This is a genomic window from Microbacterium sp. LBN7 (assembly GCF_045690345.1).
Lineage (GTDB): Bacteria > Actinomycetota > Actinomycetes > Actinomycetales > Microbacteriaceae > Microbacterium.
Map to the genome: position 1 here is coordinate 3,635,962 of NZ_CP147856.1, position 19,484 is coordinate 3,655,445.

A 19,484-nucleotide genomic window follows, 5' to 3' on the forward strand; every position below is an offset into this window, starting at 1 on the left:
GAACGCAAGGCTCGACTAATCGGAGGCCGGCCATGAGCCAGAACCAGAACTACCTCGCCGTGATCAAGGTCGTCGGCGTCGGCGGTGGCGGCGTCAACGCCGTGAACCGCATGATCGACCTCGGCCTTCGCGGAGTCGAGTTCATCGCCGTGAACACCGACGCCCAGGCGCTGCTGATGAGCGACGCCGACGTCAAGCTCGACGTGGGCCGCGAGCTCACCCGCGGACTCGGTGCCGGAGCAGACCCCGAGGTGGGTCGTCGTGCCGCCGAGGACCACGCCGAGGAGATCGAGCAGGCGCTGACCGGGGCCGACATGGTCTTCGTCACCGCCGGCGAGGGCGGTGGCACCGGAACCGGTGGCGCTCCCGTCGTCGCGCGCATCGCGAAGTCGATCGGCGCCCTCACGATCGGTGTCGTCACCAAGCCGTTCTCCTTCGAGGGCCGCCGCCGGCAGAGCCAGGCCGAGGCCGGCGTCGCGAAGCTCAAGGAAGAGGTCGACACCCTCATCGTGGTGCCGAACGACCGTCTTCTCGAGATCAGCGACCGCGGCATCTCGATGATCGAGGCCTTCGCGACCGCCGACCAGGTGCTCCTCGCCGGTGTGCAGGGGATCACCGACCTGATCACGACCCCCGGACTCATCAACCTCGACTTCGCCGACGTGAAGTCGGTCATGCAGGGTGCGGGATCCGCCCTCATGGGCATCGGATCCGCGCGCGGCGCCGACCGGGCGATCAAGGCCGCCGAGCTGGCGGTCGAGTCGCCGCTGCTCGAGGCGAGCATCGAGGGTGCGCACGGCGTGCTCCTCTCGATCCAGGGTGGATCGAACCTGGGTATCTTCGAGATCCATGACGCCGCGGACCTCGTCAAGGAGGCCGCGCACCCCGAGGCCAACATCATCTTCGGTACGGTCATCGACGACACGCTCGGCGACGAGGTGCGCGTGACGGTGATCGCCGCCGGGTTCGACGGAGGAGAGCCGTCGCTGCGGCTCGACCCGATGGTCGTGTCCCGTCCCGCCACCACGACGCTGCCCGAGGTCGCGCTCACCGAGACCGAGGAGCCGGCGAAGGCCGAGACCGCTGAGCCTGCTCCCGTGCAGCAGCGTGTGCCGGCCACGAGCATCGAGCCGGCGTTCGCGGATGACGACATCGACATCCCCGAATTCCTGAAGTGACAGGAGTGACGGCCGAGGACAGTCAGCAGTCGGACCTGGCCGCGCGGCTGTCGGCGATCGACGAGCGCATCGCCGACGCCGCGCGCCGGGCCGACCGCGATCCCGCGGAGATCACTCGGATCGTCGTCACGAAGTTCCACCCCGCATCGCTGGTGACGGATCTGCAGGCGCTGGGCGTGCGCGAGGTCGGTGAGAACCGGCAGCAGGAGCTCTCAGCCAAGCAGGCCGAGCTCTCGGCACTGGATGTTCGCTGGCACTTCATCGGCCAGGGGCAGACGAACAAGGCGGCGGCGATCCGACGGAGCGCGGATGTCGTGCACTCGGTCGACCGCGGTCGACTCGCCGATGCGCTGCACCGCGCCGCGGAAGACGACGATGTGCTCGACGTCCTCGTGCAGGTCAATCTGACGGACGACGCGGGGCGAGGCGGTGTCGCCCCGGCCGAGGCCCGCGCGCTGGCTGAGCACGTGCTGACTCTGCCGTCCCTGCGTCTGCGCGGGGTGATGGCGGTGGCGCCCCTCGACGAGGAGCCTGCCTCGGCGTTCGCCCGTCTTCGCGGCATCGCCGACGCGATCCGCGAGGTCGAGCCCTCGGCCATCTGGATCTCCGCCGGAATGACGGGTGACTTCGTCGAAGCGATCGACGCGGGCGCGACACACCTGCGGATCGGCTCCGCAATCACCGGACCCCGCCCCGACCGGGGTTAACCTGTGAACAGACCACCCCAAACGTTCGAACCGGAGGACACGATGGGTAACCCGCTGAAGAAGACCATGGTGTATCTCGGCCTCGCCGACGAGGAAGAGGTCTACGAGGAGGAGACGCAGGCTCCGGCCCGCGCCCACCGCGAACGTGACCGCGACCGCGATCGTGACCGCGAGGAGTCGGCTCCGGCTCCCGTCACGCCGCTGCGCCGCCCGGTCGCCGTCCGTCAGCCTGCTGCCGGCACGGTGAACGAGATCCTCACGGTGCACCCGAAGCAGTACCGCGACGCTCAGCTGATCGCGGAGAGCTTCCGTGAGGGCGTCCCGGTCATCATCAACCTCTCGCAGATGAGCGACGCCGACGCGCGTCGTCTGATCGATTTCGCCAGCGGCCTCTCGCTCGGGCTCTACGGCCGCATCGAGCGCGTGACCTCGAAGGTCTTCCTGCTCTCGCCGGAGAACATCGCGGTCTCGGGCCAAGGGGGAATCGCGCACGCGGACGCCGAGTCCGCGGGCTTCGACCAGTCGTAGCCCGTGGAGCTGGTCTCCGTCGTCGCCAGGATCGTCCATCTGGTGCTGCTGCTCTACATCTTCGTGCTCTTCGCGAGGCTGATCCTGGACTACATCCCGATGTTCAATCGGGAGTGGCGTCCGAAGGGATTCGGGCTCGTCGTCGCAGAGGCTGCCTACACGGTGACCGATCCGCCCATCCGGTTCTTCCGGCGGATCATCCCCCCGTTGCGGATCGGCTCGCTGTCGCTGGACTTCGGGTTCGCACTGACGATGCTCATCGTCCTGGTGCTCATGAACATCGTGGGATTGTTCATCTGACCGACCGGCGAGTTCTCGCGCCCTGGGTGTCGTGACATCGCGACGCCGAGGCTCGGGGACTATGCTGGCACCCAGGTGCGCGCCCCGGGTTCGCGCCACATAAAGACCGCGCCATAATCGTTACTGGCAACCGAACTCATCGAAAGAGGAGCCATCATGGCACTTACCCCGGATGACGTCGTCACCAAGCAGTTCCAGCACGTCCGCTTCAAGGACGGCTTCGACCCGGACGAGGTGGACGACTTCCTCGACGAGATCGTCATCGAGTGGCGCAAGGCTCTCGAGGAGAACGTCGAGCTGAAGGCCAAGCTGGCCGCCTACGAGTCGGGCGCAGCCCCCGCGGCCGCTGAGCCCGCCGCTGCCGCCCCCGTGGTCGCCGAGGCGCCTGCCGCTCCCGTCGCCGAGGTCCCGGCCGAGCCTGCTCCGTCGGGTTCCGCCACCGCGACGGCCGGCATCATCGAGCTGGCCCAGCGCCTGCACGACGAGCACGTCGCCGAGGGTGAGGCGAAGCGCAACCAGCTGATCGCCGACGCCGAGGCCGAGGTCGGCCGCATCCGCAGCGAGGCCGAGGCCAAGCAGCGCGAAGAGGCCGCACGTCTGGAGCGCGAGCGCAACACGCTCGAGGCCCGGATCACCGAGCTCCGCAACTTCGAGCGCGACTACCGGTCGCAGCTGCGAGGCTACATCGAGGGTCAGCTCCGCGACCTCGACGAGAAGTCGGCCTCCACGGACTCCACGCCGGTCTCCGCGATCGGCCTGTAAGGCGCCCTCTTGTCAGGACGTCGTCCCCTTCGTCGGTCGGCGGCCGGTGCGATCGTTGCGATTCTCGCAGCGGTCGTACTGGCCGCCGATCAGTTTGTGAAGTACCTCACCATCGAGCACCTCCCTCTCCATGAGGTCGTGCCCGTGCTCGGGGAGTTCCTTCAGCTGTACTACATCCGCAATTCGGGCGCGGCCTTCTCGCTCGGCAGCGGAGTGACCTGGATCTTCACCATCGCTCTGAGCGTGGTCGCCGTGGTCATCATCTGGAAGGCGTTCGACGTCCGCTCCCGTTGGTGGGCAGTCGTCCTCGGCGCGCTGCTCGGCGGCGTGCTCGGCAACCTCACCGACCGTCTCTTCCGCGAGCCGGGATTCGGCAACGGTCACGTGGTCGACATGATCTCGATGCCGTGGATGATGCCCGCGATCTTCAACGTCGCGGACATCTTCATCGTGACCGGGATGATCTCGGTCGCGCTGCTCGTCGTGCTCGGTCTGCGTTTCGACGGCACCCGGGAACGGGACCACGCGCCGGTCGAGACAGAAGAGGAGGCCGAGGCCGCCGCTGTCGCCGCCGAGGACCAGGAGATGCTCGACGACGCGGATGCCGTCGCCGACGCGGATTCCGCATCGGTCGCCGGCGAGGTCGCGTCCGCCGAGGATTCGTCGCCGTCGGACGGTCGCTGACCGTGGAGTCGCGGTCCCTTCCCGTCCCCGACGGCATGGACGGCGAGCGCGTCGACGCGGCGCTCGCGCGCATGCTCGGCTTCTCCCGCACCTTCGCCGCCGATGTGGCGTCCGCGGGGGGAGTGCAGCTCGACGGCGTCGTCCTGGACAAGTCGGATCGTCTGCGAGGCGGCGCCTGGCTCGAGGTCGAGTGGCAGCCCAAGGAGGCGCCGCGGATCATCCCGATCGCCGTCCCCGAGTTGGGCATCGTCTACGACGATGACGACATCGTCGTGGTCGACAAGCCCTCGGGCGTCGCAGCTCACCCGTCGGTCGGGTGGGAGGGGCCCACGGTCATCGGCGCCCTCGCCGCGGCGGGATCCCGCATCGCGACCAGCGGTGCGGCCGAGCGTCAGGGGGTCGTGCACCGTCTCGACGTGGGAACCAGCGGCCTGATGGTGGTCGCCAAGACCGAGGCCGCGTACACGGCTCTCAAGCACGCGTTCAAGGAGCGCACGGTCGAGAAGATCTACCACGCCGTCGTGCAGGGGCATCCGGATCCGCTCGCCGGCACGATCGACGCTCCGATCGGTCGCCATCCGAACCACTCGTGGAAGTTCGCCGTCGTCCCGGACGGGAAGCCCTCCGTGACGCACTACGAGACCCTGGAGGCGTTCCCGGGGGCCTCGCTCCTCGAGATCCATCTGGAGACCGGGCGCACCCATCAGATCCGCGTGCACATGGCGGCGCACCGGCATCCGTGCGTCGGCGACCCGCTCTACGGCGCCGACCCGACGCTGTCCGCCAGGCTCGGCCTGACGCGGCAGTGGCTGCACGCGCACCAGCTGGCCTTCACCCACCCGGCGACGGGGGAGTGGGTGCAGTTCGCGTCGCCGTATCCCGCGGACTTCCAGCACGCGCTCGATGTGCTCCGCGGAGAGTAGTCCGCGCCGATCTGGGCCGCTGAGCCCGTCGAAGCGTGCGATGTCGCCGGGGTGCGCCACACTGGGCGCATGAGCATCGAGGTGCGTCCGGCGACCGTGTTCGACGACGTCGCGACGCTGGTGGGGCCGAAGAAGCCGACGTCGAACGTCTGCTTCTGTCTGAGCTATCGCATCGGCAGCAAGGAGAACGTCGCGCTGAAAGGAAATGCGCGCGCCGACCGGGTGCGGGAGCTGTGCCATCAGGATCCGCCGCCGGGCGTGATCGCCTACCGCGACGACGAGCCGGTCGGCTGGGCGGCCCTGCATCCGCGGAGTGAGACGAGCTTCGCGCGCAATCGGCTCATCCCGCACGTCGACGACCTCGACGTGTGGTCGCTGTGGTGCTTCCGGGTTCGGCCTGGGCACCGCAGACAGGGCATCTCGCACGCGCTGATCGAGGGCGCCGTCGCCTACGCGAAGAAGCGCGGGGCCCCTGCGATCGAGGGATATCCCGTCGACAACCGCGGCGAGAAGGTGAACCTCACGATGGCGTACGTCGGCACGAGGAGCCTGTTCGAAGACGCCGGATTCACGAAGGCGGCCGACACGGACTCGGTCCTCGACGGCTTCCCGCGCGTGCTCATGCGCCTCGATCTGACGGCATCGAAGAAGTCGTCGAAGAAAACGTGAACCCATCCGGGGCGCACGGACAATACACAGCGTGAGCACAGACAGCGAGATCATCCAACGGTCTCTGGACCAACCATCAGCCTTCGCCCAGCTGTTCGATCGACATGCGCGCGTGGTCAACGCCTTCGCGACGTACCGGATCGGCCGGCATGCGGCGGAGGACGTCCTGAGCGAGACGTTCCTCGTGGCGTTCCGACGTCGCGCGGACTTCGATCGTGACGTCGAGTCGGCCGTGCCCTGGCTGCTCGGCATCGCCTCCCGCCTCATCCGCCGACACCGCGCAGTGGAGGCCAAGCACTGGCGTTCGTTCGCGGCGGCCGTCTCGGGTGAGGAGCATTCCTCCGAGGGAGGTGTCGACGACGCGATGACGCGGATCGACGCGGAGCGCGAGGTCGCAGGGCTCAGAGCACGTATCGCCGCGCTCGCGTCGAGGGATCGGGAGACGCTCCTGCTCTACGCATGGCAGGGGTTGTCCTACGACGAGGTGGCGACAGCGCTCGGCGTCCCGGTCGGGACCGTCCGTTCGCGGTTGAACCGCGTGCGGAAGCGCCTGGACCCCGTTCGCAGGGCGCATGCGAGGCGACAGACAGAGACACAGACAGAGACGCAGACAGACCGAGCAACAGGGAGCATCCGATGAACGTTTTCGAGAAGGTGCAGGAGACCCGACCGGAGATCGACGGGGCCGAGGAGAACATCTCCGCGGCGCGGGTGCGACTCCTGAGCGAGATCCACGCCGAACAGCGGCCTGCGCGGTCGCGCGCGGCACGACGCCCGTGGATCATCACGGCCGGCCTGGTGGGCGCCGCCGCGGCGGTGACCGCCGGTGTTCTCGTGGTCGGCAACCTCACGACGCCGACGACCGGAGGGGTCGAGGCCATTCCGACCATCGTGCCGAAGCCGTCGGTGGAGCCCACACCGGAGCCGACGGTGGAGCCGTTGACGGCCGCCGGCGCGTTCAGCGCGGCAGGAGCATCCGCGAGCACGTTCACCGGATTGACGGTCGCACCGGGGCAGTATCTGAGGGTGCACACCGACTCCGAGCAGATGGTCTACCAGCACCCGGACACCGGGGTGGGAGAATTCCGGACTGATCGATCGACCGCGGCGAACGCCTGGATGGATGCCGTCTCCTGGGACAACTACGTCCCCGCGGACACATCGTCCGACTGGTACTCCGTGGGGGGCCAGATCGAGATCCTGCAGGAGTTCGGTCCCGATGCCGCCGCGCTCGCGGAACAACATGTGCAGGAGATCGGCGGGCCGAGTGGGCTGAACACGTTCGCCGGCGGGATTCCGCCCTGGGAGACCTCGAGCGGTTTCTCGATGCACTCCTTCTGGCAGGACATGCCTCGCGATCCGGCCCAGCTGATCGCGTGGATCAGGCAGAATCAGGGTCCCGTGACGGGGGACCAGGACTACAAGGTCGGTTGGGTGCTGGTGGACCTGCTCGCGAAGAACGTCGGGTCACCCGACGTCCGATCGGCGATGTACGGTGCGCTGAGCATGCTCAGCGGCTCGGAGATCGTCGAGACCCAGGGGAACATCGTCACGCTGAGCTTCTCCGCTGCTGAGCAGGCGCTGTCCGGTGCTGACGGCATCCGACGTCGGACAGTGACCATCGACATCTCGTCGGGGCTCGTCCTCGAGAAGACGGTGACGCTCGATGTCGCGTCGCCCTTGGTCCCCGCGGACCTCCCGGACGAGCGGTACACCTACACCGTGAGCGTCGTCGACGCGCTGCCGTGATGAATTTCGAACCGTCTGCGCTCTCCGGGGCAATACATAGTGTGAGCACAGACAGCGAGATCATTCAGCGGTCGCTCGGGCAGCCCCGAGCCTTCGCCGAACTGTTCGATCGGCACGCCAGGACGGTGGGCGGCTACGCCGCCCGCCGTCTCGGGGCCGATGCGGGCGAGGACATCCTCAGTGAGACGTTCCTGGTCGCGTTCGCACGACGGAAGTCGTTCGACACATCCTGGGACTCGGCGCTTCCCTGGTTGTACGGGATAGCTTCGCGACTGATCAGGAAGCATCGGGCTCGAGAGGCCAAGCACTTCCGATCGAGCGTGGAATCGGCGCAGCGGGAAGAGCACATCTCCCACGGAGACCTCGAGACCACGATCGCGCGTCTCGATGCCGAGATCTCCACCCGCGAGCTCGCGCCGCGCATCGCGGCCCTGTCGAAGAAGGATCGGGAGACCCTCCTGCTCTACGCCTGGGGAGACCTGACCTATGAAGAGGTCGCCGTCGCCCTGGGCGTCCCCGTCGGGACCGTCCGGTCCCGGATGAACCGCGTTCGGACGCGGTTGGATCCGGCCAGGGCGATCACCCGAGAACGAGCAATGAATGACAAGGAAGGAGCGGTCGATGGACGTTTTCGAGCGCGTGCGTGACGTGAATGCAGGAACCGGCCTGACGGAGGATCGGATCATCGGTGCCCGCATACGGCTTCTCCAGGGGATCGACGACAGCCGCAGTGCGGAGCGCAAGCGCCTCCTGAAGAGGCCGATGTTCCTGATCGCCGGCGCGGTGGCCGGAGCGGCCGCGGTGACGGCGGGCGTCGTCGTGGTCAGCCAACTCACGGCACCCTCTCCACACGTGGAGGCTATTCCCGCGCCCACGGCGGGACCTCGTGAGCCCGGCCAGACCGTTCCGAAACCGGAGCCGACCTCCGGCACGACGATCACGGAACCGTACCCCGGCACGACCCCGCAGGCCGGGCAGTATCTTCACGTGGGGATCACATCGGAGCGCCTGCTCTACCGGGACGGGCGCGTGTTCGTCTGGCCGGCGCACGGCGATTTCCCGCCGATCTCCGGCCTGTTGGTCCGTGAGTACAGTCAGACCTACGTCCCTGCCGATCGATCGGGCGACTGGTATTTCGAGTGGGGGCCGAGCTCCGAACGGGTGCAGTTCTTCCCGGAGGATCAAGGTCCGGCGGGCGAGCTCGCCTGGGACAACCAGGTTCCGGTGAACCCCGAGGTCATCGGGAGCTGGAACACCGGCGGCCAGCCGGGCGACGGCGACGTGCAGACCGGTTCGACCGCCTGGTACGCGCCCTATCCGCGCGACCCCCAAGCGCTGCTCGACTACCTCCGCGCTCAGGCTGCGACCTACGCCGAGTCGCCGGAAGCCGTCGACGACGCCCTGATCGAGAATCTCATCTTCACGATCCAGTCCAACATCGCCCCCGCGGACGTGCGAGCGGCCTTCATCGGGGCCCTCGAACTCAGTGGGCTCGCACAGAAAGAGACGACGGCGGACGGGAAGACGAGATACCAGGTGCACCGAGCCCTCTTCGATGCCCGCACCGAAACGCTCACGATCGACCCCGCGACGGGATGGGCGACCGAGTACACGCTGCGGTACGACCGCACCGACGGGGCAGCGGGGGACATGGTACCGGCGAACATCCCGGACATCCGGGCCACCTACACGGTCTCCATCGTCAACTCCGTCCCGTAGTCCGGAGGGGGCCGAGGAACCCCGGCACCTATCTCGGTGCCGGGGCTCTTCGGCGTCCGACGTCGGATGCCGAAAGTAGACTCGAAGGCATGGCATCCGACTCCTTCGCCCACCTCCATGTGCACAGCGAATACTCGATGCTCGACGGTGCGGCGAAGATCGCGGCGATGACCCAGGCGGCCGCCGATTACGGCATGCCGGCCATCGCGGTGACCGATCACGGCAACACCTTCGCCGCGTTCGAGTTCTACAAGGCGGCGAACGCCGCAGGCGTCAAGCCGATCATCGGGCTCGAGGCCTATGTGACCCCGGGAACGCATCGCAGCGACAAGTCGCGCGTGCAGTGGGGCTCGCCCGATCAGAAGAGCGACGACGTCTCCGGTTCCGGTGCGTACACCCACATGACGATGTGGAGCGAGACGACCGAGGGCATGCACAACCTCTTCCGGCTCAGCTCCCGCTCGAGCATGGAGGGCTACTACTTCAAGCCGCGCATGGACCGTGAGCTTCTCCAGACCTATTCCAAGGGCCTGATCGCGACGACCGGCTGCCCCTCCGGCGAGATCCAGACGCGCCTGCGTCTCGGTCAGTACGACGCCGCGCGCGCGGCGGCAGCGGAATTCCAGGACCTCTTCGGCAAGGAGAACTACTTCGCCGAGATCATGGACCACGGCCTCTCCATCGAGCGGCGCGTGATGACCGATCTCCTGCGTCTGGCGAAGGACCTGAACATCCCGCTGGTCGGCACCAACGACTCGCACTACACCCACCAGCACGAGGCCGACGCGCACGAGGCGCTGCTCTGCGTCCAGTCCGGCTCGACGCTCGACGACCCGAACCGCTTCAAGTTCGACGGCGACGGCTACTACATCAAGACCGCCGCCGAGATGCGCCAGCTGTTCCGCGACCACCCCGAGGCGTGCGACAACACGCTGCTGATCGCCGAGCGCTGCGAGGTCGAGTTCAACACCGCGGCGAACTACATGCCGCGTTTCCCCGTCCCCGACGGCGAGACCGAAGACAGCTGGCTCATCAAAGAGGTCGAGGTCGGCCTCCACTACCGGTATCCCAACGGCATCCCCGACAAGGTGCGCAAGCAGGCCGAGTACGAGACCGGCATCATCCTGCAGATGGGGTTCCCCGGCTACTTCCTCGTCGTCGCCGACTTCATCAACTGGGCCAAGGACAACGGCATCCGCGTCGGTCCCGGTCGTGGTTCCGGTGCCGGCTCGATGGTCGCCTACGCCATGCGGATCACCGACCTCGACCCGCTCGAGCACGGCCTCATCTTCGAGCGCTTCCTCAACCCCGACCGCGTCTCGATGCCCGACTTCGACGTCGACTTCGATGACCGGCGCCGTGGCGAGGTCATCGAGTACGTGACCCAGAAGTACGGTTCCGAGCGCGTCGCGCAGATCGTCACGTACGGCACCATCAAGTCCAAGCAGGCGCTGAAGGATGCCGGGCGCGTGCTCGGCTTCCCGTTCAGCATGGGAGAGCGTCTGACGAAGGCGATGCCGCCGCCCGTCATGGGAAAGGACATGCCTCTCGACGGCATGTTCGACTCGGCGCACCCGCGCTACAAGGAAGCCAGCGAGTTCCGGGTCCTCATCGAGACCGACCCCGAGGCGAAGACGGTGTTCGACCGCGCGCTCGGGCTGGAGGGACTGAAGCGCCAGTGGGGCGTGCACGCGGCCGGCGTCATCATGTCGTCCGAGCCGCTGCTCGACATCATCCCGATCATGCGCCGCGAGCAGGACGGCCAGATCGTCACGCAGTTCGACTACCCGTCCTGCGAGTCCCTCGGCCTGATCAAGATGGACTTCCTGGGGCTGCGCAACCTCACGATCATCTCCGACGCGCTCGACAACATCCGCATGAACCGCGGCGAGGAACTCGATCTCGAGCATCTTCCCCTCGACGACCGCGGCGCCTACGACCTTCTGGGCCGCGGTGAGTCGCTCGGCGTCTTCCAGCTCGACGGCGGGCCGATGCGCTCGCTGATGCGCCTGATGAAGCCCGACAACTTCGGCGACATCTCGGCCCTCATCGCGCTCTACCGTCCGGGCCCCATGGGCGCGAACTCCCACACGAACTACGCGCTCCGCAAGAACGGCGCCCAGCCGATCACGCCGATCCACCCCGAGTTCACCGAGTCGCTCGCCGACATCCTCGAGGAGTCCTACGGTCTGATCATCTATCAGGAGCAGGTCATGGCCATCGCGCAGCGCGTGGCCGGGTTCTCGCTCGGTCAGGCCGACATCCTCCGTCGCGCGATGGGCAAGAAGAAGAAATCCGAGCTGGACAAGCAGTTCGAGGGCTTCCAGGCCGGAATGCACGCGAACGGCTACTCCGACGGGGCCGTCAACGCGCTCTGGGAGATCCTGCTGCCGTTCTCCGACTACGCGTTCAACAAAGCGCACTCGGCGGCCTACGGCGTCGTCTCGTACTGGACCGCGTACCTCAAGGCGCACTACCCCGCCGAGTACATGGCCGCGCTCCTCACCAGCGTCGGTGACTCCAAGGACAAGATGGCGCTCTACCTGAACGAGTGCCGCCGCATGGGGATCAAGGTGCTCCCGCCCGACGTCTCGGAGTCCATCAACTTCTTCGCGGCCATCGGAGACGACATCCGCTTCGGTCTCGGCGCCGTCCGCAACGTCGGCAGCAACGTCGTCGACGGCATCGTGCAGTCCCGCAAGGACGAGCGCTTCGACTCGTTCCACCACTTCCTCGACAAGGTCCCGCTGCACGTCTCGAACAAGCGCACCGTCGAGTCCCTGATCAAGGCCGGGGCCTTCGACTCGATGGGCGACTCGCGACGCGCCCTCATGGAGGTGCACGAAGACGCGGTCGAGGCCGCCGTCGATCGCAAGCGGAACGAGGCGCAGGGCGCGATCGGATTCGACTTCGACAGCCTCTACGACGGCACCGAAGAGGTGGCGCCGGCCAAGGTCCCCGCGCGGCCGGAGTGGATCAAGAAGGACAAGCTCGCGTTCGAGCGCGAGATGCTCGGTCTCTATGTGTCCGATCATCCGCTCGCCGGTCTCGAGGTGCCCCTCGCCAAGCACGCGTCGATCTCGATCCATGACCTGAACAATTCCGAGGACATGCAGGACGGAGACCAGGTCACCGTCGCGGGGCTGGTGACCGGCGTGCAGCATCGTGTCGCCAAGGCCAGCGGCAACCCCTACGGCATGATCACCGTCGAGGACTTCAACGGCGAGGTCACCGTGATGTTCATGGGCAAGACGTACATCGAGTTCCAGCACATCCTGCAGCAGGACTCGATCCTGGCCGTGCGCGGGCGCGTGTCGCGTCGCGACGACGGGCTGAACCTCCATGCCCAGTCCGCGTTCGCGCCTGACGTCGGCTCGTTCGATGCGGCCGGTCCGCTGTCGCTCGTGCTCGCCGAGCAGCGCGCGACCGAACGCGTCATGAACGAGCTCGCCGAGATCCTGCGTCGGCACAACGGCGACACAGAGGTCCTGCTGCGGGTGCACCGCGGCGGAAGCGCGAAGGTCTTCGAGGTGCCGATGCCGGTCAAGGTCTCCGCCGACCTCTTCGGTGACCTCAAGTCGCTGCTCGGCCCCGCCTGTCTGGGGTGAGCGGGTAGGATCGTGAGCCGTCGGGGGCGATCAACGCGCCCCGGACGAGCACCGTGACGAAAGGACGACCATGAGCACGGATCTGCCCGAGCAGTCGGAGATCGAGGACGAGACCTTCACCGACGACGACGGCGTCCTCTACGACGAGGACGTCACGCCGGAGTTCGGCATCCTCGGCTTCACGCTGCGCGAGCTCCTGATCGTGGGCGTGTGGCTGGTGTCCTTCGTCGTCTCCTTCTTCCCTCTGGGCGGCGGGCTGTCGCTCTGGGGCGTCGGCGTCCAGTGGATCCTGCCGATCGGCGTGCCCACCGCCGCCGTGTTCCTCCTCGTGCTCCGGCGCTTCTCGCCGGACGGCATCCGTCGCGTCGGCTCGCTGGGCATCGATCAGTTCGCCTCCGTCGCGTTCTCGGTGTCGGCGACCGTGTGGGTCGGGACGCTGTGGCTCGCGGTCTCCACCCTGATCGAGGGAGGCTTCTGGAGCCTCCCGTGGAACGGGATCCTGCTGCTGGTGACCTCGCTCGCCCTCGTCGTCCTCACGGTCTTCGCCCCGATCATCCCCGGGCTGAAGGAGGACTTCCACGGTCGCCTCGTGACCCTGGCGCACCGCAACGCCAACCCGGTCCGCCCGGTCATCGCGCGTCCGCGCCCCGAGGTCGTCGCCGCTCCCGAGACGGTGGCCGCTCCCGAGACGGTTGACGCTCCGGAGGCCGTGGCTGGTCCGGAAGCGGATGCCCCGGCGCCCGAGAACAACGCAGACTTCACCGAGACCACCGCGTTCCCGGCCGACTTCGACCGGGAGCTCTCCGGGCAGCAGGCGACCGACGAGGTCGCGCGCCTCGACCTCGCGGCGCAGGTGCCGCTCGTGGCCCACGCCTCGGGCGGTGACACCGGTACCGAGCAGGTCACCTCGGATGACGAGTACGTCCCCACGTACTCCCGACGGTCCCGCGGCCAGGAGCAGGAGATCGTCTCGGACACCGGCAGCATCGAATCGCTGCTCGAGACCGCGGCGCGCGTGGAGGGCGAGGAACCCTACGTCGAGAGCGACGACATCGTCGACGCCGACCTCGACGCGACCAACCCGCGTGAGTCCGCTCCCGTCGCGCAGCCGTTCTGGATCCTCGCGCCCTCGGAGCGCGATGTGCACGACGAGCGCGGCGAACCGCTGTTCCGCATCGGGCCGACCGCCTGGGCGCTGGTGATCGAAGATCGTGGAGGCGCGTACGTCATCCGCCATGACGACGGCCGGATCGGCTACCTCCACGAGATCTCCGACATCACGAAGGGCTGACATGCGAACGATCGATCTGCGAGGGCGCGAGCTCTCGCCGGCTGACATGCTCGCCGCCGTCCCGCGCGCCACGCAGGCGCGCGCGGAAGCGCTCGACGCGGCCACGCGCATCGTCGTCAACGTGCGCGACCGCGGCGAGGCCGCCCTGCGGGAGCAGGCGGAGCAGTTCGACCGGGTGACGGGTCACGCCATCCGGGTTCCCGCCGACCAGATCACCGCGGCGCTCGCATCGGTCGATCCGACCGTGCGTGCGGCGCTCGAGGAGGCGATCATCCGGGTGCGCCAGGGCTCCGCAGCGCAGGTGCCCGCCCCGCAGGTCACCGAGATCGGCCCCGGCGCCCGGATCCTGCAGCGCTGGCAGCCGGTCGCGCGCGCCGGCGTCTACATCCCGGGCGGCAAGGCGGTGTACCCGTCGAGCGTGATCATGAACGTCGTTCCCGCGCAGATCGCCGGCGTGCAGCAGATCGCCCTCGCCTCACCGCCGCAGGCCGACCACGACGGTCGCATCCACCCGACGATCCTCGCCGCGGCCGCACTGCTCGGTGTCAGCGAGGTCTACGCGATGGGCGGCGCCGGAGCGATCGGCGCGCTCGCATGGGGCGTCCCGTCGATCGGGCTCGACCCGGTCGACGTGGTCTCCGGCCCGGGCAACAACTTCGTGGCCTCCGCCAAGCGGGCGGTCGCGGGCGTGGTCGGCACGGATTCCGAGGCCGGTGCCACCGAGATCCTCATCGTCGCCGACGAGAGCGCCGACCCGCGGCTCGTCGCCGCCGACCTGATCAGCCAGGCCGAGCACGACGAGCAGGCATCCGCCGTGCTGGTCACCGACGCGGTCGAGCTCGCCGAGCAGGTCGCGGTCGAGATCGACCGGCAGGCCGCCGCGACGCGCCACAGCGAACGGGTGCGTGTCGCGCTCGACGGTCCCCAGTCCGCGATCGTGCTCGTCGACGACCGGGCCATGGCGACCGCGTTCAGCAACGCGTACGCCCCCGAGCACCTCGAGCTCCACCTCGCCGACGCCGAGGACGCGGCATCCGCCTTCACCAGCGCGGGCGCGGTCTTCGTCGGAGATCAGACGCCGGTCAGCCTGGGCGACTACATGGCCGGCAGCAACCACGTGCTGCCCACCGGGGGACAGGCGCGCTACGCTCCCGGCCTCGGCGCGTACACGTTCCTGCGTCCGCAGCAGGTCATCTCCTATGACCGGGCGGCACTCGCCTCCGTGCGGGAGGGCGTCGTCGCCCTGGCGAACGCCGAGGTCCTGCCCGCGCACGGCGAGGCGATCGAGGCGCGCTTCACGGCGTAGGATCGGTCAGATGCACTGCCCCTTCTGCCGTCACTCCGATTCGCGCGTCATCGATTCGCGTACCAGCGACGACGGGCTCTCCATCCGACGGCGCCGTCAGTGCCCGGAGTGCGGAGGCCGTTTCACGACCACCGAGACCGCGAGTCTCAACGTGATCAAGCGCTCCGGCGTCATGGAGCCGTTCAGCCGCGAGAAGGTCATCTCGGGCGTGCGCAAGGCCTGCCAGGGCCGCCCCGTCACCGAGGCGGACCTCGCGGTCCTCGCGCAGCGCGTGGAGGAGGCGGTCCGGCAGACCGGTGTGTCGCAGCTGGACACGAACGAGATCGGCCTCGCGATCCTCGGACCGCTGCGCGAGCTCGACGAGGTCGCCTTCCTGCGCTTCGCCAGCGTCTACCAGGCGTTCGACTCCCTCGAGGACTTCGAATCCGCGATCACCGATCTGCGCGCCGACCACGCGGAGCAGGAGCGCGCGGACCGGTAATCTGGCAGGGATGTATCCGCTGCTCTTCCGCGCTGTCCTCTCGCGCTTCGATCCCGAGTTCGCCCATCACGCCGGCATGGCGGTGATCCGCGTCCTCGGGACGCCGCCGTTCTCCGCGGCGACCCGCGCGATGACCCGCCCCGATCCGTCGCTCCGCGTCGAAGCTCTCGGGCTGACCTTCCCGTCGCCCTTCGGCATCGCGGCGGGCTTCGACAAGAACGCCGTCGGCGTGCGCGGTCTCGCAGCGCTCGGCTTCGGGCACGTCGAGGTGGGCACCGTGACGGCGATCCCGCAGGACGGGAACCCCAAGCCGCGACTCTTCCGCCTCATCGCGGATCGCGCCGTGATCAACCGGATGGGCTTCAACAACCAGGGGGCGGATGCCGTTGCACGCCGTCTCGCGAAGCTCCGCCGCGGCGCGCCCGATACGGTGATCGGCGTCAACATCGGCAAGAGCCGGGTCGTCGAGGTCGAGGACGCGACCGCCGACTACGTCGCCTCCGCCACGAGGCTGGCCCCGCTCGCCGACTACCTGGCCGTCAACGTGTCGTCCCCGAACACCCCGGGTCTGCGCGGTCTGCAGGCCGTCGAGACCCTCGCGCCCCTGCTCCGTGCGGTGCGCGAGGCATCCGGCTCCACGCCGCTGCTCGTGAAGATCGCGCCCGACCTCCCTGATGAGGAGATCGCCGCGATCTCGCGGATGGCCGTCGAGGAGGGGCTCGCCGGCATCATCGCGCACAACACGACGATCAGCCGCGACGGACTGCTCACGGATGACGCGACCGTCGAGGCCGCGGGCGCGGGTGGTCTCTCGGGGGCACCTCTCAAGCAGCGCTCGCTCGAGGTGCTCCGCGTCGTGCGCGGCTCCGTCCCCGCCGACTTCTGCGTCATCGCCGTCGGCGGCGTCGAGACGCCCTCCGATGTCCAGGAGCGACTGGATGCCGGAGCGACCCTGGTGCAGGGCTACACGGCGTTCCTCTACCGCGGCCCGTTCTGGGGCCGCGAGCTCAACAGGGGATTGGTCAGTCGGGGTACTGTCCGCGCTTGACCTGCGGCTTCGGCAGACGCATGAAGCGCATCTGCAGGGCGCGCATCGCGGCGTACCATCCGAGACCGCGCTCCATCCGCTCGGCGCCGAACTTCGCCGCGACCTTGCGCTTCACCCGGAAGCCGAGCAGGATCATGCCGCCGATCGCGATCACCAGGTAGCCCATCATCACGATGTAGGCGTAGAAGGAGATCGCGAGGTTGGCGGGGATGAGAGACGCGAGGATGACGAGCACCATGACCGCCATGACGAACTCGGCGGGGTGCCAGCCGGCATCCACGTAGTCCCGCACCCAGCGGCGCTGCGGACCCTTGTCGCGCGCCGGGAGGAACTTCTCCTCACCCGCGGCCATGCCCGCCTGGGCGCGTGCGCGACGCTCGTTGAGCTCGGCGCGGGCGGCGGCCTTGGCCTCCTTGGTGTTGGCGACCAGGGGACGGCGACGGGCCGCCTCCTGCTCCGCGCGGGTCGGCGTCGCACGACCCTTGCCGACGGCTGGCGTCTCGGAGGCGTCGTCGTTCGTCGAAGGGGAGACAGGGGTAGTGGCCACGAGATTCCTCGGTTCGCTGAAAAGAGATCACCTTAAGATTACTCGCATGACCTCTTCTGCTCATCCCGCTCCGTCGACACCGCCCAGCGAATCCGAGGCGGCCGTCCTCGAAGCGGTCGCGATGGGCATCCCGTCGGCCCTGTCGGATCTGGGACACCTGGTCCGCATCCCCGGGATGGCATGGCCGGCCTTCGACCAGACGCAGCTGGAGCGCAGTGCGGATGCCGTGGCAGCCCTGGCGAAGGACACGGGCGTCTTCGACGAGGTGCGCGTGCTGCGGGCGGCGATCCCCGGCACCGACGAGCACGGGCAGCCCGCCGTGCTGGCCACGCGCGCGGCGCGCAACGGCAAGCCCACGATCCTGCTCTACGCGCACCACGATGTGCAGCCTCCGGGAGACGATGCGCTGTGGGAGACCCCGCCGTTCGAGCCGACGGTGCGCGACGGTCGTCTCTACGGACGCGGCGCCGCGGACGACAAGGCGGGGATCATGGCGCACATCGCGTCGATCCGGGCGGTCAGCGAGGTGCTGGGTGACGATCTCGACCTGGGCATCGCGATGTTCATCGAGGGGGAGGAGGAGTACGGCTCCCGCTCCTTCGCGCAGTTCCTCTCCGACAACAAGGACGCGCTGCGCGCCGACGCCATCGTCGTCGCCGACTCGGGGAACTGGGACTCCGTCACCCCGGGACTCACTGTCTCGCTGCGCGGCAACGCCCGCTTCACGGTGCGCGTGCGCACGCTCGACCACGCATCGCACTCCGGGATGTTCGGCGGCGCAGCGCCCGATGCGATGATGACGACCGTCCGGATGCTGTCGACGCTGTGGAAAGACGACGGCTCCGTCGCCGTCGAGGGGATGACCGAGCGCGATGCGCCGACGCCCGACTACAGCGAGGAGACGCTCCGCGACGAGGCGGGGCTGCTCCCCGGCACGACGCCGATCGGGAACGGCACGATCCTCAGCCGCATCTGGAACAAGCCGTCGGTCACGATCATCGGCATCGATGCCACGAGCGTCGCGGCGGCGTCCAACACGCTGCTCCCCGAGGTCACTGTCGTGATCAGCGCACGCGTCGCCCCCGGGCAGACGGGGGAGGAGGCCTACGCGGCGCTCGAGCGTCACCTGCGCGCCCACGCGCCGTTCGGAGCGGAGCTCGAGTTCTCTGACGTCGATCTCGGCAACGGGTTCCTGGTGGACACCAGCGGATGGGCCGTCGCCCTCACGCGCGACGCGATGCGGGACGGCTACGGCGTCCCTCCGGTCGACCTCGGCGTCGGCGGATCGATCCCGTTCATCGCCGACCTGGTGCGGGAGTTCCCGACCGCGCAGATCCTGGTCACGGGGGTCGAGGACCCCCACTCGCGGGCACACAGCCCGAACGAGTCCCTGCACCTCGACACGTTCCGGCATGCCGTCGCGACCGAGGCGCTGCTGCTCGCGCGGATGAACGCGCGCGACCTCTGAGCCTTCCGGTCCGACCGGCGGTAGAATTACCGGGAACGCCGTGCCCCTGCGGCCCCGTGACAAGGAGCGACATGAGCGACACCACACTGACTTCCGCTGAGACCACCACCCGCGCGCACGGCATCAGCCTCACCGACGCCGCCGCGGTCAAGGTCAAGAACCTCCTCGAGCAGGAGGGTCGCGACGACCTGCGTCTGCGCGTCGCCGTGCAGCCCGGCGGATGCTCGGGTCTGATCTACCAGCTCTACTTCGACGAGCGCTACCTCGAGGGCGACGAGACCGTCGACTTCGACGGCGTCGAGGTCATCGTGGACAACATGAGCGTCCCGTATCTCGACGGTGCATCGATCGATTTCAAGGACACGATCTCCGAGCAGGGATTCACGATCGACAACCCCAACGCGGCGGGCAGCTGCGCGTGCGGCGACAGCTTCCACTGATCCGAACGACCCCCGCCAACCTGCGTGGTTGGCATGAATCAGGTGTGAGGTTGCCCTAGACTTGGGGTGTGCCCTG

At 68.4% G+C, this 19,484-nt stretch carries 20 protein-coding genes; 19 read left to right on the forward strand and 1 reads right to left on the reverse strand.

The annotated features are described in order from the left end of the window. Positions 1 to 32: 32 nt before the first annotated feature. The 17 genes from ftsZ to LBN7_RS17670 all read left to right on the forward strand — a co-directional run bounded on the left by ftsZ (position 33) and on the right by LBN7_RS17670 (position 16,953). The gene (gene ftsZ / locus LBN7_RS17590; RefSeq protein WP_116636819.1) at positions 33 to 1,178 is read left to right on the forward strand and encodes a cell division protein FtsZ; all 1,146 of its coding nucleotides are present in this window, start codon (positions 33 to 35) and stop codon (positions 1,176 to 1,178) included. Next, entirely contained in the window at positions 1,175 to 1,885 is a 711-nt protein-coding gene (locus LBN7_RS17595) for a YggS family pyridoxal phosphate-dependent enzyme (RefSeq protein WP_407360383.1), read from the forward strand. The genes ftsZ and LBN7_RS17595 overlap by 4 nt, the downstream gene beginning before the upstream one ends. 42 nt (positions 1,886 to 1,927) lie before the next feature. Then, on the forward strand, positions 1,928 to 2,413 hold the full coding sequence (locus tag LBN7_RS17600; RefSeq protein WP_282216781.1) for a cell division protein SepF: 486 nt from the start codon (positions 1,928 to 1,930) through the stop codon (positions 2,411 to 2,413). Between the two features lie 3 nt (positions 2,414 to 2,416). Continuing rightward, on the forward strand, positions 2,417 to 2,713 hold the full coding sequence (locus LBN7_RS17605) for a YggT family protein (protein ID WP_116636822.1): 297 nt from the start codon (positions 2,417 to 2,419) through the stop codon (positions 2,711 to 2,713). Between the two features lie 156 nt (positions 2,714 to 2,869). Continuing rightward, a complete protein-coding gene (locus LBN7_RS17610; protein ID WP_116636823.1) occupies positions 2,870 to 3,475 on the forward strand; it encodes a DivIVA domain-containing protein in 606 nt (201 codons plus the stop codon). A 51-nt stretch (positions 3,476 to 3,526) separates the two neighbouring features. Then, positions 3,527 to 4,159 carry a signal peptidase II gene (gene lspA, locus LBN7_RS17615; RefSeq protein ID WP_407361732.1) on the forward strand — a complete coding sequence of 211 codons (633 nt, stop codon included), beginning with the start codon at positions 3,527 to 3,529 and terminating at the stop codon, positions 4,157 to 4,159. A gap of 2 nt (positions 4,160 to 4,161) precedes the next feature. Continuing rightward, on the forward strand, positions 4,162 to 5,082 hold the full coding sequence (locus LBN7_RS17620) for an RluA family pseudouridine synthase (protein ID WP_407360384.1): 921 nt from the start codon (positions 4,162 to 4,164) through the stop codon (positions 5,080 to 5,082). A gap of 69 nt (positions 5,083 to 5,151) precedes the next feature. Beyond that, positions 5,152 to 5,751 (forward strand): GNAT family N-acetyltransferase, encoded by a 600-nt coding sequence (locus tag LBN7_RS17625; protein WP_407360385.1) that lies wholly within the window; start codon positions 5,152 to 5,154, stop codon positions 5,749 to 5,751. 31 nt (positions 5,752 to 5,782) lie between these two features. Continuing rightward, complete coding sequence (locus LBN7_RS17630) at positions 5,783 to 6,391, forward strand: RNA polymerase sigma factor (RefSeq protein ID WP_407360386.1); 609 nt, start codon at positions 5,783 to 5,785, stop codon at positions 6,389 to 6,391. After that, positions 6,388 to 7,500, forward strand: a complete 1,113-nt coding sequence (locus tag LBN7_RS17635) for a hypothetical protein (RefSeq protein ID WP_407360387.1) — start codon at positions 6,388 to 6,390, stop codon at positions 7,498 to 7,500. Before LBN7_RS17630 ends, LBN7_RS17635 begins: the two co-directional genes overlap by 4 nt. Before the next feature lie 41 nt (positions 7,501 to 7,541). Beyond that, positions 7,542 to 8,147, forward strand: coding sequence for an RNA polymerase sigma factor (locus LBN7_RS17640; protein ID WP_407360388.1), 606 nt, complete (start codon positions 7,542 to 7,544; stop codon positions 8,145 to 8,147). Beyond that, positions 8,122 to 9,219, forward strand: coding sequence for a hypothetical protein (locus LBN7_RS17645; protein WP_407360389.1), 1,098 nt, complete (start codon positions 8,122 to 8,124; stop codon positions 9,217 to 9,219). Before LBN7_RS17640 ends, LBN7_RS17645 begins: the two co-directional genes overlap by 26 nt. Positions 9,220 to 9,308: 89 nt before the next feature. Then, positions 9,309 to 12,827: a DNA polymerase III subunit alpha gene (dnaE, locus tag LBN7_RS17650; RefSeq protein WP_407360390.1), complete on the forward strand. Its 3,519-nt coding sequence runs from the start codon at positions 9,309 to 9,311 to the stop codon at positions 12,825 to 12,827. A 70-nt stretch (positions 12,828 to 12,897) separates the two neighbouring features. Then, a complete protein-coding gene (locus LBN7_RS17655; protein ID WP_407360391.1) occupies positions 12,898 to 14,118 on the forward strand; it encodes a hypothetical protein in 1,221 nt (406 codons plus the stop codon). 1 nt (position 14,119) lies between these two features. Then, a complete protein-coding gene (hisD, locus tag LBN7_RS17660; RefSeq protein WP_407360392.1) occupies positions 14,120 to 15,424 on the forward strand; it encodes a histidinol dehydrogenase in 1,305 nt (434 codons plus the stop codon). 10 nt (positions 15,425 to 15,434) lie between these two features. Further along, positions 15,435 to 15,905, forward strand: coding sequence for a transcriptional regulator NrdR (gene nrdR / locus LBN7_RS17665; RefSeq protein WP_116636834.1), 471 nt, complete (start codon positions 15,435 to 15,437; stop codon positions 15,903 to 15,905). Positions 15,906 to 15,915: 10 nt separating this feature from the next. Next, a complete protein-coding gene (locus LBN7_RS17670) occupies positions 15,916 to 16,953 on the forward strand; it encodes a quinone-dependent dihydroorotate dehydrogenase (RefSeq protein ID WP_407360393.1) in 1,038 nt (345 codons plus the stop codon). Here the strand turns inward: LBN7_RS17670 and LBN7_RS17675 are convergent. Continuing rightward, the gene (locus tag LBN7_RS17675; protein ID WP_116636836.1) at positions 16,928 to 17,500 is read right to left on the reverse strand and encodes a DUF3043 domain-containing protein; all 573 of its coding nucleotides are present in this window, start codon (positions 17,498 to 17,500) and stop codon (positions 16,928 to 16,930) included. The genes LBN7_RS17670 and LBN7_RS17675 overlap by 26 nt on opposite strands. 46 nt (positions 17,501 to 17,546) lie before the next feature. On the opposite strand from LBN7_RS17675, the gene LBN7_RS17680 reads away from it, so the two are divergent. Then, positions 17,547 to 18,968, forward strand: coding sequence for a dipeptidase (locus tag LBN7_RS17680; protein ID WP_407360394.1), 1,422 nt, complete (start codon positions 17,547 to 17,549; stop codon positions 18,966 to 18,968). Positions 18,969 to 19,039: 71 nt separating this feature from the next. Next, a complete protein-coding gene (gene erpA, locus LBN7_RS17685) occupies positions 19,040 to 19,408 on the forward strand; it encodes an iron-sulfur cluster insertion protein ErpA (protein WP_116636838.1) in 369 nt (122 codons plus the stop codon). Positions 19,409 to 19,484 lie beyond the last annotated feature (76 nt).

Coding starts and splice junctions, on each gene's coding strand:
- ftsZ (WP_116636819.1), top strand. CDS start 33: ATGAGCCAGAACCAGAACTACCTCGCCGTGATCAAGGTCGTCGGCGTC.
- nrdR (WP_116636834.1), top strand. CDS start 15,435: ATGCACTGCCCCTTCTGCCGTCACTCCGATTCGCGCGTCATCGATTCG.
- dnaE (WP_407360390.1), top strand. CDS start 9,309: ATGGCATCCGACTCCTTCGCCCACCTCCATGTGCACAGCGAATACTCG.
- LBN7_RS17610 (WP_116636823.1), top strand. CDS start 2,870: ATGGCACTTACCCCGGATGACGTCGTCACCAAGCAGTTCCAGCACGTC.
- LBN7_RS17670 (WP_407360393.1), top strand. CDS start 15,916: ATGTATCCGCTGCTCTTCCGCGCTGTCCTCTCGCGCTTCGATCCCGAG.
- erpA (WP_116636838.1), top strand. CDS start 19,040: ATGAGCGACACCACACTGACTTCCGCTGAGACCACCACCCGCGCGCAC.
- LBN7_RS17600 (WP_282216781.1), top strand. CDS start 1,928: ATGGGTAACCCGCTGAAGAAGACCATGGTGTATCTCGGCCTCGCCGAC.
- LBN7_RS17625 (WP_407360385.1), top strand. CDS start 5,152: ATGAGCATCGAGGTGCGTCCGGCGACCGTGTTCGACGACGTCGCGACG.
- LBN7_RS17680 (WP_407360394.1), top strand. CDS start 17,547: ATGACCTCTTCTGCTCATCCCGCTCCGTCGACACCGCCCAGCGAATCC.
- LBN7_RS17655 (WP_407360391.1), top strand. CDS start 12,898: ATGAGCACGGATCTGCCCGAGCAGTCGGAGATCGAGGACGAGACCTTC.
- LBN7_RS17635 (WP_407360387.1), top strand. CDS start 6,388: ATGAACGTTTTCGAGAAGGTGCAGGAGACCCGACCGGAGATCGACGGG.
- hisD (WP_407360392.1), top strand. CDS start 14,120: ATGCGAACGATCGATCTGCGAGGGCGCGAGCTCTCGCCGGCTGACATG.
- LBN7_RS17645 (WP_407360389.1), top strand. CDS start 8,122: ATGGACGTTTTCGAGCGCGTGCGTGACGTGAATGCAGGAACCGGCCTG.